Annotated in this window: 6 protein-coding genes and 1 pseudogene; 5 read left to right on the forward strand and 2 right to left on the reverse strand. The window is 41.4% G+C overall.

The features are described from left to right. Positions 1–586 precede the first annotated feature (586 nt). Complete coding sequence (locus CAL6303_RS20515; protein WP_015199748.1) at positions 587–2,944, forward strand: serine/threonine-protein kinase; 2,358 nt, start codon at positions 587–589, stop codon at positions 2,942–2,944. Positions 2,945–3,108: 164 nt separating this feature from the next. Here CAL6303_RS20515 and CAL6303_RS20520 read toward each other — a convergent pair whose 3' ends face one another. Together CAL6303_RS20520 and CAL6303_RS20525 are read right to left on the reverse strand one after the other, a co-directional pair. Beyond that, positions 3,109–4,560 (reverse strand): FecR family protein, encoded by a 1,452-nt coding sequence (locus tag CAL6303_RS20520; RefSeq protein ID WP_015199749.1) that lies wholly within the window; start codon positions 4,558–4,560, stop codon positions 3,109–3,111. Positions 4,561–4,638: 78 nt separating this feature from the next. After that, positions 4,639–6,144: a FecR family protein gene (locus tag CAL6303_RS20525; protein ID WP_015199750.1), complete on the reverse strand. Its 1,506-nt coding sequence runs from the start codon at positions 6,142–6,144 to the stop codon at positions 4,639–4,641. A 498-nt stretch (positions 6,145–6,642) separates the two neighbouring features. On the opposite strand from CAL6303_RS20525, the gene CAL6303_RS20530 reads away from it, so the two are divergent. From CAL6303_RS20530 to CAL6303_RS31270, 4 genes and pseudogenes are all read left to right on the forward strand, one after another. Beyond that, positions 6,643–8,034, forward strand: coding sequence for a hypothetical protein (locus CAL6303_RS20530; protein ID WP_158333170.1), 1,392 nt, complete (start codon positions 6,643–6,645; stop codon positions 8,032–8,034). Positions 8,035–8,511: 477 nt separating this feature from the next. Beyond that, positions 8,512–9,051: a diheme cytochrome C gene (locus CAL6303_RS20535; RefSeq protein WP_015199752.1), complete on the forward strand. Its 540-nt coding sequence runs from the start codon at positions 8,512–8,514 to the stop codon at positions 9,049–9,051. Positions 9,052–9,422: 371 nt separating this feature from the next. Continuing rightward, the gene (gene secA / locus CAL6303_RS20540) at positions 9,423–12,218 is read left to right on the forward strand and encodes a preprotein translocase subunit SecA (protein ID WP_015199753.1); all 2,796 of its coding nucleotides are present in this window, start codon (positions 9,423–9,425) and stop codon (positions 12,216–12,218) included. 454 nt (positions 12,219–12,672) lie between these two features. Further along, positions 12,673–16,606, forward strand: a pseudogene (locus CAL6303_RS31270) (CHAT domain-containing tetratricopeptide repeat protein). Positions 16,607–16,674: the final 68 nt, after the last annotated feature.

The following is a 16,674-nucleotide window of genomic DNA, read 5'->3' on the forward strand; positions in this document are numbered from 1 at the left end:
AGTCAATCCAAAATTCTGAGGTCAGATAGACGTTGCCGTGTAGCGACAAGGAATCTCTTCTGATTTCGTAAAAAATCAGACACCTTTGTGTGACTCAGCAAAAAAACAGTGTGTCATTTTTGCTGTTGATAAGTATTCTCAAGACAAAAGTTTACAAACAAATCAAATTCCCCGTGGGCACGTAATATGCCAATGCTATGATTTAGCAATCAGGTTTTAGATTTGCTCTACTGTATTCTTATCCGCATTTATACTTAAGTATTTACCGTAACTTGATGCCTGTAGCAGTTTCAAATATAAAAGCACTACATTTGTGTCAATGTTTTGCCTCACAGTCAATATATCTGTGAAAGAATAGTTTGAGGGTGTATGAGTAGTTAATCGCTGATCTGTATCTAGGTGATAAATTTAGCCGTTACATGTCTGTAGTCGGATTAAGGATCAAGTGGATTAAATTTTAATCGGCAATGCTGGTATAGATTGGAAACGTATAAGACATTCGTTTAAGTGTTATTTCCAGGTTATTGCATTTGATAGAGTGTGTAAATAAATAAAGACATCATACTTAAATTATTTTTTGAGAAATATGCCAGAAGAACCTATATCTACCTTAACTAAAAAATATGTGTCTGCAACCGATCCGCAATCGAGCAAATCAACGAAGTACACATCAAATCACTTAGCGCGGCAATCAAGACTTTTAGGACGTTTAAGTCATCTGTTGACTGGGATTGTAGTTTTTACTTCAGGTTTGGTGATGGCTTCAAATTGGCGATTGACAGAGGTGACAGAAAATCAGGCACAGTCGGCATTTTACCAGTTTCGCGGTTCTTTGGCACCCCCAAAGGAAATTTTGATTTTGGCGATTGATGATGAGTCTATTTCCACTTCGGCACTATCTTATAACACGGATCCTGTACGGTATCATTATTTAGAGCCATTGAAAACTTTTCCATTTTATCGGGCAGGATATGCTCAAATCATAGATAAATTAATGAAGGCTGGAGCGCGTTCCGTTGCTTTAAATGTTGTTTTTGATGTACCTAGTAGCTATGGCGAAGAAGATGATAAGAAGTTACAAGCGACACTAAAACGTTATGGCAACCGAGTGACTTTAGCTGGACTTTATCAGGAGTCTGATACAGATTATTGGAAAAAAGTTGAGTTAAGGCAACCCCTGGAAAGGTTTAGTAATCAAGAGGTGGCAATTGGTTCGGTAAATTTTTTGTTGGAAGATGATGGCAAAATTCATAAACTGGGATCGGCTTATAATAACTCCTTGCTTGAAGATGGGACGCTGACGGCAAAAATTCCATCTTTTGCAGAGGCAACCTTAGCATCAGCCCAATTTAACTACCCACAACCTCAAGGCGATCGCATTTATTATCGAGGTACTGCTAATACGTTTAAGACAATACCATTGTGGTATGTCCTAGAACCCGCATATTGGAACAATAATTTACAACAAGGCAGAATTTTTAAAGACAAAATTGTCCTAGTTGGTGCAACTGCACAGCTTGCGAATGATTTCCACCCGGTTGCCGTAAACTGGTTATATCCTCAACGGATGGCAGGAGTAGAGATTCATGCCAATGCGATCGCGTCTTTGATGCAGGGTAATACAGTTGCCATTGCTATCCCTAATAAATATGGGCAAGCTTTATTTGTCATGCTGTTAGTAGGGGGCTGTGGGTTCCTCATCACCAGAAACAAACACGGCAAAATTCGCCTTTTTTCCAGCTTATCCCTGGCGCTTATCTGGGGAGGTATCAGTTATATATTATTTATTACCAGCCATTTGTTTTTTCCCACCGCTATTCCTATCGCGGCAATAGTTGCAATCGGACTTTTCTATTTTGGTACCGAAATCTATATTGAACGGATGCGAAAAATCCAACTAGTCGATATCCTGAAGCGAAATCCCTCTTCCCGTCTAGCCCAAGAAATTATCAGTCAGCAAGAAGACTTACAAGACTTGATTGCACAGCGTGAAATTGCTATATTCGGCAAAGTTCTGGATGGACGCTACCGGATAGTCAAAGTTCTTGGTTCTGGTGGGTTTAGCGAAACCTATATTGCTGAAGATATTAGACTTCCCGGTAATCCTCGATGCGTTGTCAAACAACTGAAACCAGCAAATACTGAACCGAAGCAATTAGAAGTCGCTAGACGCTTATTTAATTCTGAAGCTCAAACTTTACAGATTTTAGGCAGTCATCCTCAAATTCCCCAGCTACTGGCATTTTTTGAGGAAGAAGAAGAATTTTATTTGGTACAGGAATTAATCCAGGGTAATGCCTTAAATAAAGAACTATCAGGAAAATGCATTGACGAAATGACCGTCATCGATATATTCAAAGATTTATTACAAATATTGACATTCGTCCATCAACATGGCGTTATTCACCGAGATATCAAGCCTAGTAACATCATTGTTCGCAAGAGCGATCGCAAACTCGTATTAATCGACTTTGGTGCAGTCAAACAAGTTTCTACTACAATCGTCAAAACCTCCCAAGATTCTGAATACACCGATAGTTCCGACCAAACAGCTTTAACGGTAGGTATAGGAACTAAAGGCTACGCACCCAGAGAACAATGTTTTGGCAGACCCGAATACAGTAGTGATATCTATGCAGTGGGAATGATTGGGATCAAAGCTTTGACTGGTATTCCTCCCCATGAACTTGAACGCGATGAAGATGGTGAGGTTCAGTGGCTAGATAAGTTGAAAATTAGTCAAGGTTTGGCAGCAATTATTAACAAAATGGTTTTAGATCGTCATCAGCAGCGTTATCAATCAGCGGCTGAGGTTCTTCAGGCAGTTGATATTTTAATTGCATCGGGACATATTCAAACAACTCAATCTAGCGATATGGCTATAACTTTGTTATCTCCCGATGAATCTGATATACCCACCACGCCTTGGGATTTGGAAGAGTAATAACTTATGCAAAGACTACAGATTTACGTCATTGCGTAGCTTGCATCTTCGTAAGGAAGCAATCTCAAAGTCTAGTTTTTCCGTTACGATTGCGTAAGTCCTAAGATTAAGTAACAGATTCAAAGCAAGAGTTTCTTGCTTTCTTTTGTAATTGCCAATTGGTATTAGGTACTTGGTAAATCCCGTGGATCGGGTTTAGGAGTTTCCGGTTTCGGAGTCTCAGGTTTTGGAGTTTCGTTCCTAGGATGCTCGTTTTCAGGAGGTTTCACTTCTACAGGAGGTTTCACTTCTACAGGAGGTTTCACTTCTACAGGAGGTTTCACTTCTACAGGAGGCTTAACTTCTACAGGAGGTTTCACTTCTACAGGAGGCTTAACTTCTACAGGAGGCTTAACTTCTACAGGAGGCTTAACTTCTACAGGAGGCTTAACTTCTACAGGAGGCTTAACTTCTACAGGAGGCTTAACTTCTACAGGAGGCTTAACTTCTACAGGAGGCTTAACTTCTACAGGAGGCTTAACTTCTACAGGAGGTTTCACTTCTACAGGAGGCTTAACTTCTACAGGAGGCTTAACTTCTACAGGAGGCTTAACTTCTACAGGAGGTTTCACTTCTACAGGAGGTTTCACTTCTACAGGAGGTTTCACTTCTACAGGAGGCTTAACTTCTACAGGAGGTTTCACTTCTACAGGAGGCTTAACTTCTACAGGAGGTTTTATTTGATCATCAATTTGCCCTTTCCCATTCACTAACTGACTAGATTGCAAGCTAGATTGATCCAGTAACGAGTCCACTGGAGGATTTGCTCTAGCGCTAGCGTTAGTGTCTGAAGATGTGGAAGTTAATTGTAAAAAACCGGGGTTTTGAATTGTTCCGGCACCAGAAATAGGCGACTGCTTTAACATAGCCTCAACAGTTTCAGCCCGAACGCTGTTAATTGCAGGATCTGATGTTGTTGAACCAGGACTAACGGGACGATTTAGTTCCAAACCCCGCACCATCTCACTGGTGTCGTAAAAAGTTCGCAAGTCGAAATTATACAAACCTTCAAGCTTGCCCTTAACAACAACCATCATTTGTCCGGCTTTGAGAACTCTACCGCTAGAAGCATTCTTTTCCAAAACTTCAATGCCGCTGTTGGTCAATGCTCCCACAATCGTAGTATCGGTTGGGCGGTCATAACGAACAAACAAAGCTGACCCCCGAATTGCCGCAGCGGCACTTGGTGTTTGAATGCGGGTGCGTCCCTGACCTGGTGGAATCAGTAAAAGTACTGTGCCATTATTGAGTGTAAAGTTACGTGTTTGGGGTAAAAACCTAAATATCGCTTGTTCCCCGACTCGCGCTAATGAGCCATCATTGAAGCGAAGGTCTGCTAGTGAAGAACGACCAGTTGATAAACCGTCTCCTGGTGTCATTGCATCCGCGCGACGAGCTTTCCGCTTCGGTTGCTTATTAGGCATTAATTGCACTAGATTTCGGAGTTCCTGGATGGTAGCTCTTGTTAGCGGCGTTTGTGCGTTGGCTTTGCCCGCTGTAGGCATCGCTTGATCATACAAAAGCGCTGTGAATCCAGAAAAACCAATCACCAGTAGGGGAAATAACTTACGATACATTGGGTTATAGCCTCGGCAAATTTTACTCACACTCAAACATTTTCAAAATTAGGGTCTTTTCTGCGATCGCTGATGCAGCTAAGTACTCGGTAACGTACTTGGATCGACTTGTCCCCCAGGACTTCCAGTATCTCCTGGATTTCCATTACCTCCGGAATTTCCAGGATTTCCACCATCTGTTCCGATGGAACCACCTCCGGAATTTCCAGGATTTCCGCCACCTGTTCCGATGGAACCACCTCCAGAATTTCCAGGATTTCCACCACCTGTTCCGATGGAACCACCTCCAGAATTCCCAGGATTTCCGCCACCTGTTCCGATGGAACCACCTCCAGAATTTCCAGGATTTCCACCACCTGTTCCGATGGAACCACCTCCGGAATTTCCAGGATTTCCACCACCTGTTCCGATGGAACCACCTCCGGAATTTCCAGGATTTCCACCATCTGTTCCGATGGAACCACCTCCGGAATTTCCAGGATTTCCACCACCTGTTCCGATGGAACCACCTCCGGAATTTCCAGGATTTCCACCACCTGTTCCGATGGAACCACCTCCGGAATTTCCAGGATTTCCACCACCTGTTCCGATGGAACCACCTCCGGAATTTCCAGGATTTCCGCCACCTGTTCCGATGGAACCACCTCCAGAATTTCCAACGTTAACTACGCTAGTTAAATCTCCACTAGCAGTATTAGAATTATTATTTTCTTGTAGCTGACTAGATTGTAAAACTGAGTTGTCCTGTAACGATTCCACTGAATAACCGGGTCTAACGTTAGTGTTAGTATTTCTGGAAGTATTAGAAGTTAATTGTAAAAAACCGGGGTTTTGAATTGTTCCGGCACCAGAAATAGGCGACTGCTTTAACATAGCCTCAACAGTTTCAGCCCGAACGCTATTAATTGCGGGATCTAATGTTGTTGAACCAGCACTAACGGGACGATTTAGTTCCAAACCCCGCACCATCTCACTGGTGTCGTAAAAAGTTCGCAAGTCGAAATTATATAAACCTTCAAACTTACCTTTAACAACAACCATCATTTGTCCGGCTTTGAGAACTCTACCGCTAGAAGCATTCTTTTCCAAAACCTCAATGCCGCTGTTGGTCAATGCTCCCACAATCGTAGTATCGGTTGGGCGGTCATAACGAACAAACAAAGCTGACCCCCGAATTGCCGCAGCGGCACTTGGTGTTTGAATGCGGGTGCGTCCCTGCCCTGGTGGAATCAGTAAAAGTACTGTGCCGTTATTGAGTGTAAAGTTACGTGTTTGGGGTAAAAACCTAAATATCGCTTGTTCCCCGACTCGCGCTAATGAGCCATCATTGAAGCGAAGGTCTGCTAGTGAAGAGCGACCAGTTGATAAACCGTCTCCTGGTGTCATTGCATCCGCGCGACGAGCTTTCCGTTTTGGTTGCTTATTAGGCATTAATTGCACTAGATTTCGGAGTTCCTGGATGGTAGCTCTTGTTAGCGGCGTTTGTGCGTTGGCTTTGCCCGCTGTAGGCATCGCTTGATCACACAAAAGCGCTGTAAATCCAGAAAAACCAATCACCAGTAGGGGAAATAACTTACGATACATTGAGTTATAGCCTCGGCAAATTTTACTCACACTCAAACATTTTTAAAATCAGTGTCTTTTCTCTAATTTGATTATGTTAACTGTTATGAAAACTTCTTCTACGTATTCTTTCTGAAAATAATGCTAAAAATACAAATACAAAACACTCATACATCCTATATATACACTGTGCAATTCAGTTTTAGCAACCTTTATGTAGGTATAGATAAATTCATCTGCTAAAGTACACTTTATTGACTAATGAGATAGATACTTAAGTACATGTATTATGGACTATGAAACGATAATTTGTTTAGGATTTAGTATTGATTAAATCGGAACTTCGGAACAATCGTGCAAGTCTAAATTTTCAAAAAAATACGGCAGATGGAACTTAAAAATCGAAACTTTTTCTTATTTTGGATTTTACTTGTTTTGGGTCATACAGGCTGGTTTTTGATTGAGTCTAATAAAACACGGGCTGCGAACTCTAGTCAAGGACACAAAATAAATGAATCAATGTCAAATATATCACATTCTGTAGTCAATTTGACTACTGGAGAGGCATCTAATTTGACTGATCAACAATTAGATAAGTTTCCGAGTGAAGGCACCAATACTGATGAATCTCTTAACAAAAACTCTTTTGCTTATTCAAGTTATCAGGTAAAACGAGCCGAGCAAAGCCAGTACAATTCGCAATTAATACCCAGGGTTAAATCAGGCGGATTGAACCAGGCAAAGTTCCTAAGTTATTCATCCATAAACAAATTTAGTGACCAGAGGAATAACTTAGCATTTCCTAATCATACTCAAAAACTATCAAATTTTATAACAGTACAGCAAGTTACTACACCTGATAGTAATAATAATCCGGTAAAACCTGCACAGCCCAACAATCCACCACCTACTGATGCTAAACCTTCAGATCCACCACAATTGGAGGGAAGACCGAATGATTCACCGCTTCCAGCACCTGCACCAATTGAGCAACGCTTAGAAAAGCCTTCAGAAAATTATCCTCAGCGGATAGAACGACTACTGCAAATATTGGGAACACCTACAGAAACGCAGACAGAAGCAGAGCCAGGGAAAAATACTGAGTTAGGTGTGATTATTGCCAGACAAGAAGCAATTGAGCAACAACCATTACCCCAACAACCTCCTACTTTCAGACCTATTGGTTATGTATCGGGACATGTTAGCTATTTTCTGACAGATAACTTGTTTTCATCTTCGGTTGATCCGATTCAAGATGGTTTAATTTTTAGTGGATTGACTTTAGCAACTGCACCAATTGAATTATCACCCAAAACCTATTTGAGTGGTTCAGTAGATGGTAATTTGGTTAAGTATATCGACCAATCAGAGTTTAACTACAATCAAATTCAAGTAAATGTTAACTTGTACCACCAAATTACGTCACGGATGTATGGCGAAGTTGGTTGGAGTAACCAGCAATTATTTTATGCTAGGGATAGCGATCGCTATGATTTTTCGTCTGGAGATCGCTTTTTAAATGAGAATGCTTGGCATTTATCGTTAGGTAGACGTGATCCACTATCAAAAAAGCTAATGTTTGATAGTTACTATGAACTACGCTGGAGTTTAACTGGTCCCCCAGAAAAGCGCGATCGCTTAATCAATTCTTTGTGGTTATCGTTAAATTACTATTTGCAAAAACCTCTACAGGTTGGTTTAAATTACCAGTTCAATCTATCAAGCTTTACTCAACGCGATCGCCAAGACATATCGCACCGTATATACAGTCATCTTAACTATCGCCTATCTGATACAAATAGCATGAGCGCCCAAGCTGGTGTCTCTTTGGGTAACTCCACCGAAAGTAGTATTGATTTCGATGGTTGGTTCTTCAGTATTAATTACAACGTGGATTTGGGTAGGTTTTGATATAGGTGGAGTCGTGGTTTAATATAGATATAATCTGGAACCAACAATCGGGTGACAGTGGCAGAGAATTATATAAAACTATAAACCTAAGGAACTCCCCAACTTTAGCAATGATCACAAAGCTAGATCAACAGCTAGGGATCCCTGCTAAAACAATAAGCATATTTGCCCGTCGAGAGAATTACGCGATCGCGTTTGTAATCTTTTACCGAAAACTCCCTCAAACTTCACGTCAATCCACTTAGATAACTCCACAAAAAAGATGACCCAATATTGTGGGATAGGCAGCGTTCGATGGTTCCTAAGCCTGTCGGAACGAAGTGTACCGGAGGTAAAGTAGCGCTCACGCCGAAGTCTTGCCTGTTTTTATATTAGTAGCAGGCAAAATGCCTACAAGAAATTTTGGGCTATTTTTTATTTGGAAGTCTCTTACCAGTTAAGATCAAAGCTAAAATCCGCAATCTTGGGAGTGGGAATATGTCAAACCGGATGAAGCGCAAAACCCCCAAAAGCCAGCTTCAGCGCAAACCGATGGGTTTGCTGTTGGTAATTTTGGTTTGGAGTTTAGCTATGGGTTGGCTATTGGCTTTTGCCACTAATGTCCAAGGTGCAACTCCTACTACGGAAATCGGTACAGTTGATGTGGTACCAGCACAATACCAACTGGGACAAGAGGTATATTTAGAAAACTGTGCCACCTGCCATATTGGAATCCCACCTGCGGTTTTCCCCACCCAAACCTGGAAAAATTTACTTCAAGATAATCAACATTATGGTGTGCAAGTAAAACAACTTGTAGATCCGCCGCGAATATTAGCATGGCGTTACCTCTCCACATTTTCCCGTCCTCTGCTTGAAGATGAGCAAACACCCTATAGATTTGCCAGTTCGCGTTATTTTAAAGCTTTACACCCCAAAATCAAACTTCCCAATCCCATCCAAGTTAGTTCCTGTATTAGTTGTCATCCAGGTGCAAATGATTTTAATTTCCGTCGGTTAACTGCTGAGTGGGAATAGAACAAGGGGCTTTCTAGTAGGGGGAGTAAGTCCTTCCCATCTGAGTGAAGCGAAGCATTGCTCCCTGCTCCACGTTCGGTTTTTCACCCCAAATAACTCCCGAATTCTCAACTACGGATATCGCTACATCAATGGTGCCGGAGTATCTGTACAAGCTGATGAGGCAAAATGATACTATAAGGACAGTTTTAATATAATTTATGAGTTAAAACCAGCCTTCAAGAATACTTGAGTGGCTCCCGCCATTTTTGAGCTAATTTACTAGTTGCACAGCCGTTGACAGCTACGAATGTCCCGGTTGGCATTAATGACTATAATTACATAGCCAAACTTTAAATCCCTCTCTTCCTCATTTTAGTTAAATAACTGCCATGCTAAAAGCTTTGTTGGGCGACCCCAACGCTCGTAAACTTAAAAAATATCAACCTTCCATCAACGACATTAATCTTTTTGAAGAAGAGATTAAAGCTCTTTCAGATGAAGAACTCAAGGGTAAGACACTAGAGTTTAAACAACGTCTCGCCAAAGATGAAACCCTTGATGATATCCTGCCGGAAGCATTTGCAGTGGTAAGGGAATCAGGAAGACGCGTATTGGGGTTGCGTCACTTTGACGTGCAAATGTTGGGTGGAATTATTTTGCACACCGGGCAAATTGCCGAAATGAAAACGGGTGAAGGCAAAACCCTAGTAGCAACTTTACCAAGTTATTTGAATGCTTTAACTGGTAAAGGGGTGCATGTAATTACTGTGAACGATTACTTGGCAAGACGTGATGCTGAGTGGATGGGACAGGTACACCGATTTTTGGGTTTGAGTGTGGGGTTGATTCAGCAAAGTATGACCCCCCAAGAACGACGGAAAAATTACGATTGTGATATTACATACGTCACCAATAGTGAGATTGGTTTCGACTATCTCCGAGATAATATGGCAACTTCAATTACGGATGTGGTGCAGCGTCCGTTCAATTACTGTGTAATTGATGAAGTTGATTCCATTTTAATCGATGAAGCCCGGACACCGCTGATTATTTCGGGTCAGGTGGAGCGTCCGACAGAGAAGTATGTAAGAGCATCTCAAATCGCTTCAGCATTACAAATAGATGAACATTACGAAGTTGACGAAAAGGCTCGAAATGTGCTGCTGAGTGATGAAGGCTTTGCAGAAGCTGAAAAACTCCTAGAAGTAACAGATTTATTCGATCCAGAGGAACCTTGGGCGCATTTTATTTTTAATGCCCTCAAGGCAAAAGAATTATTTAAAAAAGATGTAACCTATATTGTCCGCAATGGTGAAATTGTCATTGTTGATGAATTTACTGGTAGGGTATTACCAGGAAGACGCTGGAGTGATGGTTTGCACCAAGCAATTGAGGCAAAGGAACATGTAGAAATTCAGCCAGAAACTCAAACTTTGGCAACCATTACTTACCAAAACCTATTTTTGCTATATCCCAAATTGGGAGGGATGACAGGAACCGCAAAAACAGAAGAGGCGGAATTTGGCAAAATCTATAAGTTAGATGTGACAATTATTCCCACAAATCGTACCCGACTACGTAAAGATTTGTCGGATATGGTGTTTAAAACTGAGCATGGGAAGTGGGTAGCGATCGCGCGCGAGTGCAAAGAGATGTATGAACTGGGTAGACCTGTTTTAGTAGGTACCACCAGTGTGGAAAAATCTGAGTATTTGAGTCGCCTCCTCAAGGAAATAGAAATCCCCCACGAACTACTTAATGCTCGCCCCGAAAACGTCGAAAGGGAAGCTGAGATTGTCGCCCAAGCCGGAAGAGGTGGTGCCTTAACTATTGCTACCAACATGGCAGGACGGGGTACAGATATCATTTTGGGTGGTAACTCAGAATACATGGCGCGGTTGAAATTACGGGAGTATTTCATGCCCCGAATTGTCCAACCAGACGATGAAGACAACTTTGGGGTACAACAAGCATCGGGTTTACCCAGTTCAAGCAGTGGTGGTGGGCAAGGTTTCGTACCTGGGAAAAAGGTGAAAACATGGCGTGCTTCCCCAGAAATTTTCCCCACCCAAATTTCTAAGGAGACAGAAAAGCAATTAAAAGCAGCGGTTGATTTTGCTGTGCGCGAATATGGTGAACGCAGTTTACCAGAATTGGAAGCAGAAGAAAGAATCGCTGTTGCCGCCGAAAAAGCCCCCACTGACGATCCGGTGATTCAGAAATTACGGGATGCTTACAACCAAATTAAAAACGAATATGAAACCTTCACCAAGACAGAACACGATAAAGTGGTAGATCTTGGTGGGTTACATGTAATTGGCACAGAACGTCACGAATCTCGACGCATCGACAACCAATTACGGGGACGCGCAGGCAGACAAGGAGACCCTGGAACCACGAGATTTTTCCTCAGTTTAGAAGATAACTTAATGCGGATCTTCGGAGGCGATCGCGTGGCGAAACTAATGGAGGTTTTCCAAGTTGAAGAAGATATGCCCATCGAATCCAAGATGTTGACAAACAGCTTGGAAGGGGCACAGAAAAAAGTCGAAACCTACTACTACGATATCCGGAAACAGGTATTTGAGTACGACGAGGTAATGAACAACCAACGTCGTGCTATCTACGCTGAACGTCGTCGGGTTCTAGAAGGTTTGGATTTAAAGGAACAAGTGATCAAATATGCTGAGTTAACGATGGATGACATCATTAACTACTACATCAACATTGATCTGCCTTCGGAGGAATGGGAATTAGAGAAGTTAGTTGAGAAAGTCAAGGAATTCGTTTATCTTCTCTCCGACTTACAAGCAGATCAACTCATAGATATGTCCGTCACCGATATCAAAGCCTTCCTCCACGAACAGGTACGCATTGCCTACGATATGAAAGAAGGGGAAATTGACCAAATCCAAGCTGGATTGATGCGGCAAGCAGAACGTTTCTTCATTCTGCAACGGATTGATACCCTGTGGCGCGAACACTTACAACAGATGGATGCTCTCCGCGAATCAGTAGGATTACGGGGATATGGACAGAAAGATCCACTCATTGAATATAAGAGTGAAGGGTACGAGTTGTTCTTGGAAATGATGGTAAATATCCGTAGAGATGTTGTTTACTCGTTATTTATGTTCCAACCTCAACCTCAGGCAATGATGCAGGCTCCATCAGAGATGGTGTAAAAAGTTGCAGGATTTAGGGATATCAAGCCATTGGCATATCTCTACATCCTAACTAAATGACTCAAAATCCTACTGTGAAACAACAACTTCAGCAGTAGGATTTTTTTTAACTATTTTGCCTACATATAAACAAGAACTCAGAAGCCCGGTTTCACCACGTTCAACATCACAATTATTCACTACGACTAAAGAAACCGGGTTTCTCACTACCCAGGGTTAAGCTGCTACCTGGTTTCACACCGCACCACAACAATCTCCGCGACTTCTTGAAGTGGCGGATCTAAAATCCTGTTGCAAAAACTGAAACCGGGTTTACTGACTCTTCACTTTAGCTTTAAACTGACCACTATATAATTCAGTATATCTCCGGAAATAGAAAAAACTTTCTTATCTCCATAGCCGTATTTATACGGTCTAATTTGCTACGACTAAAAATCTTGATTGAGGGCTAAAAATGAATAGGTGCAGAAATAACCAGGGATTTATCAAGTTTTCACTACGCCAAATTAACTCTTACAGCTTAATTTGCCTATTAACCGTGGTTTTTCTCTCAGATTCAGTTGGAGCAATAACTAAAATTGCAGAGTTACAAATAGCACAGCAGTCAGCTACAAAGAAAGAGAATCTAGCAAATACAGATATTGATCCGAAGTTGAAAGCATTGTTGGAGGAAGCAGACAAATTACGCGAAGAGGGAATAAATTTACAGCAACCAGGAATATCAGAATCTCAAAAGCAAGCTATAGCGAAATGGGAACAAGCATTAAAGATTTATCAGCGACAAGACGTGAGAACTGGCTTTGATAAAGCTCAAATCAATGAAGCTGCGTTGTTATTTGACATTGGAAGTACATATTTAGACTTGGGTGAAAAGAAAAAGGCTGTGAAATATTTTGAAAATTCCTTAGTAATTTACCGCGAACTAAAAGATAGTCAGTTTCAATATGCAATCCTAAAACAAATTGCTCTACCTTACACAGAATTAGGAGAAAAACAAAAAGCTTTAGATTCTGCCAGCGAAGCATTAAGGTTAGCTCAGACTGAAAGTAGCCTAAGCCAGATAAGCCAGATAATGCATACCTTAGATTATGTCGCTTCAATCTATTCTCAAAACGGTGAGGATCAAAAGGCAATCGAATACTATAATCAAGCTTTAGATATAGCAAAACAGATAAATAATCAGTCAAAACAAGCAGAAATACTAGCTAGCATTGCTGGTGTATACATCATATTAGGAGAATCGGATCAAGCTCTTAATTTTTCACAGCAAGCATTAGCAATAAGTGAAAAAACAAACAATTTACTAGGAAAATTAGAAAACCTACTGGATATTGCTTCAGCTTATGCTGGAAAAGGTGAAAGTCAGCAGGTAGATAAATATGTTAAACAAGCATTACAGTTAGAAAGTGAAATAGAGCAAAGAATACAACAGAATCCGGAAATTATCCTTGATCAAGGTTGTAATTTAGATCAAATACCAGAACAAGAACGCCAAAGCAAGAAAACAGAATGTGTTGCGTCTGCAAAGAAAAAATTGATTTTCATAAAGTATCTCAATCGAAGAGATATTGCGAATCATTATACCCGATTGTTTGACAACAAGCAGATAATTTTCTATATAAAACAACAGCTAACCCTTGCTTCTAAATTAGGAATACCATTGGAAGAAGCTGATGGTATTCAAAGTCTTGGCTTTACTTATTCTCTGCTTGGTGATACTCAAAAAGCGTTGGAGTATTATAATCAAGCTTTGGCAAAATTTAAAGCTCTTAATGATCCTTTAAAAGTAGCGAGTACACTTCAATATAGAGGTGATTTATATAATGATCAGGGTGAATATCAGAAAGCAATAGATGATTTCAAAGAAGCAGGAAATATTTTTCTTAAAATAGACCGTCAATACGAAGTGTTTACCTTGATGTCTCTAGCGGGTACTTATAGAGATTTAGGAGATTATGAGCAAAGTTTGACAACTTTTCAGAATGCGCTAAAAATATCACAGCAAATGAAATTTGAGATGCCTATTGCTTCGATTTATAATGGTATTTTTTCTGTTTATATAGGAAGAGGAAAATTTTTTGAAGATGTAAATGGCTCTGTAGATGAAGCAAGAACTGATTATCAAGCAGCATTAGAATCTTCAAAGAAAGCGTTGAAATATTATCATGAAAAAGGTGATACTAGTACCGAAATCACCAACCTTATCAATATTGCCGTAGCACATAGATTACTCAAGGATTATCCTCAAGCAATTAGTTTTTCTCAACAAGCTTTAGCATTATCTCGTAAAAGTCAACTCAAATACCAGGAACGCCGTTCACTAAGTATTTTGAGTGCGATATATAGAGCCGCAGGGAAATATCCAGAAGCTTTAGAAACTAGCAATCAATCAATACTCCTATCACGTCAAGCTGAAGACACATCAGATCAAGCTAATGGCTACCAAATTCAAGGTAAAATCTATAGTGGTATGAAACAGCCACAGCAAGCAATTGAAGCTTTCAAACAATCTTTAACACTGCGACAGAAAATCCAAGATACAAAAACCCAAGCCATAATTTTATACGAAATGGCAAAAGTGGAACGGGATCGAGGTAATCTCACAGTTGCCCTGGAAAATATTCAACAAGCAACCGACATCATTGAAAATTCCCGCACCAAAGTTAATAACCCGGATTTGCGAACTTCTTTCTTTGCCACTAAACAAGATTACTACAAATTCAAAATCGACCTATTGATGCAACTCCACAAAAAACAACCATCAAAAGGCTACAACGCATTAGCCCTGAACACATCAGAACGTTCCCGCGCTAGGGGACTAGTAGACTTACTTGCTGAAGCAGGGGCAAACATCCGCAAAGGCATAAATCCCCAACTTCTAGCACAGGAAAAAGAGTTACAGCAATCACTGAACGCCAAAGAAAAAGCCAGAAACGATATCCTCAGCAAATCAAAAGGCAACGACGCAGCCAAAGCTACAGCAGAGGAGTTAACCAAAGAAATTGCCAACATTATCCGCCAACAACAAGAACTAAAAACCAAAATTTTGACAGAAAGTCCACAATATGCATCACTGAAATATCCCCAACCCTTGGAATTAAAGGGAATTCAGCAACAACTCGATAAAGACACCATCCTTCTTCAATATTCCCTCGGCAAAGAACGCAGTTATCTCTGGTTAGTTACACCCGACTCACTCCAAGCTTACGAATTACCCAAAGGTGAAGATATTGAAAAAGCAGTAGCCAACTTCCGAGATGTCATCCTCGTTGCTGATTCTCCTTATGGGAAAGCTCACCCAGATGACATCAATCAACCTGCTTCCCAACTCAGTCAAATGATTCTGGCACCTGTAGCTAAGAAGTTAGGCAAAAAGCGGTTAGTTATTGTCGCTGATGGTGCATTGCAAACTATCCCCTTTTCAGCATTAGCAGATCCAGAAACCCAATCCCTCAAATCTCGTTCCTTGTCTCTGGCAAGGAATGCAGTAACGGAGGCTCTGCCTCCTGAGTTTACCAGAGGCAGAGCCTCTAGAATTGCATTCCCAGGCTCCAGCCTGGGAACGAGGAAGCAAGATAAAAGTCCTTCTCCGCCAAAAGGAGAAGTTTCATATCAACCACTACTTGTCAACCACGAAATTGTTAATCTTCCCTCAATAACAGCCATAGCGACTCAACGCAAACTACTTAATAACCGTCCACTCTCACCCAAAACCCTAGCTATACTTGCAGACCCGGTATTTTCGGCAGAACAAGCTCAAGGCAAACCCGAATCTCTGGGACCAGAACTCCAACGGGCAATGAGAAATCTCAAACGTAGCGATTTACGTCCTCTACCAGGTACCCGTGTAGAAGCTGAAGCAATGCTCAAACTTGTTCCATCTGGACAAAGTACCCATGCTTATGGTGCTGATGCTAATTACAACTTTGCCACTAATCCCGTACTTAAACAATATCAACACCTTTTCTTTGCTACCCACGGTTTAGCAGATCCTAAACAACCGGAGTTATCAGGGATTGCGCTGGCACAGGTAGACAAAAATGGTAAACCCGTGAAAGACGAAGAGGGCTATCTACGCCTTGGTGACATCTTCAACATGGATTGGGCTGCTGAGTTGGTGGTGTTGAGTGCCTGTCAAACTGGTTTAGGGTTTAGTTGGGTTGACAAGGGGCTTAATGTATGCGGGATCAAAGCGGGCTGTGGTGTCACTGTGGAATGTCAGTGATGAGGGGACATCGCAGTTGATGCCGTTATTTTACAAGGAGGTGTTAGCTGGTAAGTCTCCGGATGTGGCTTTGCGGGAAGCGCAGTTGCAGATGTGGCAGGGTAAGGATTGGAAAAGCCCCTATTATTGGGCTGCTTTCACCTTACAGGGTGAGTGGAGGTAAGTTTGAGATCTCAGAAACCCGGTTTCTCGCTGCACCACGACTGTTGGTGAATTAGCGCGGAAATATGG

Source organism: Calothrix sp. PCC 6303, from assembly GCF_000317435.1.
Lineage (GTDB): Bacteria > Cyanobacteriota > Cyanobacteriia > Cyanobacteriales > Nostocaceae > PCC-6303.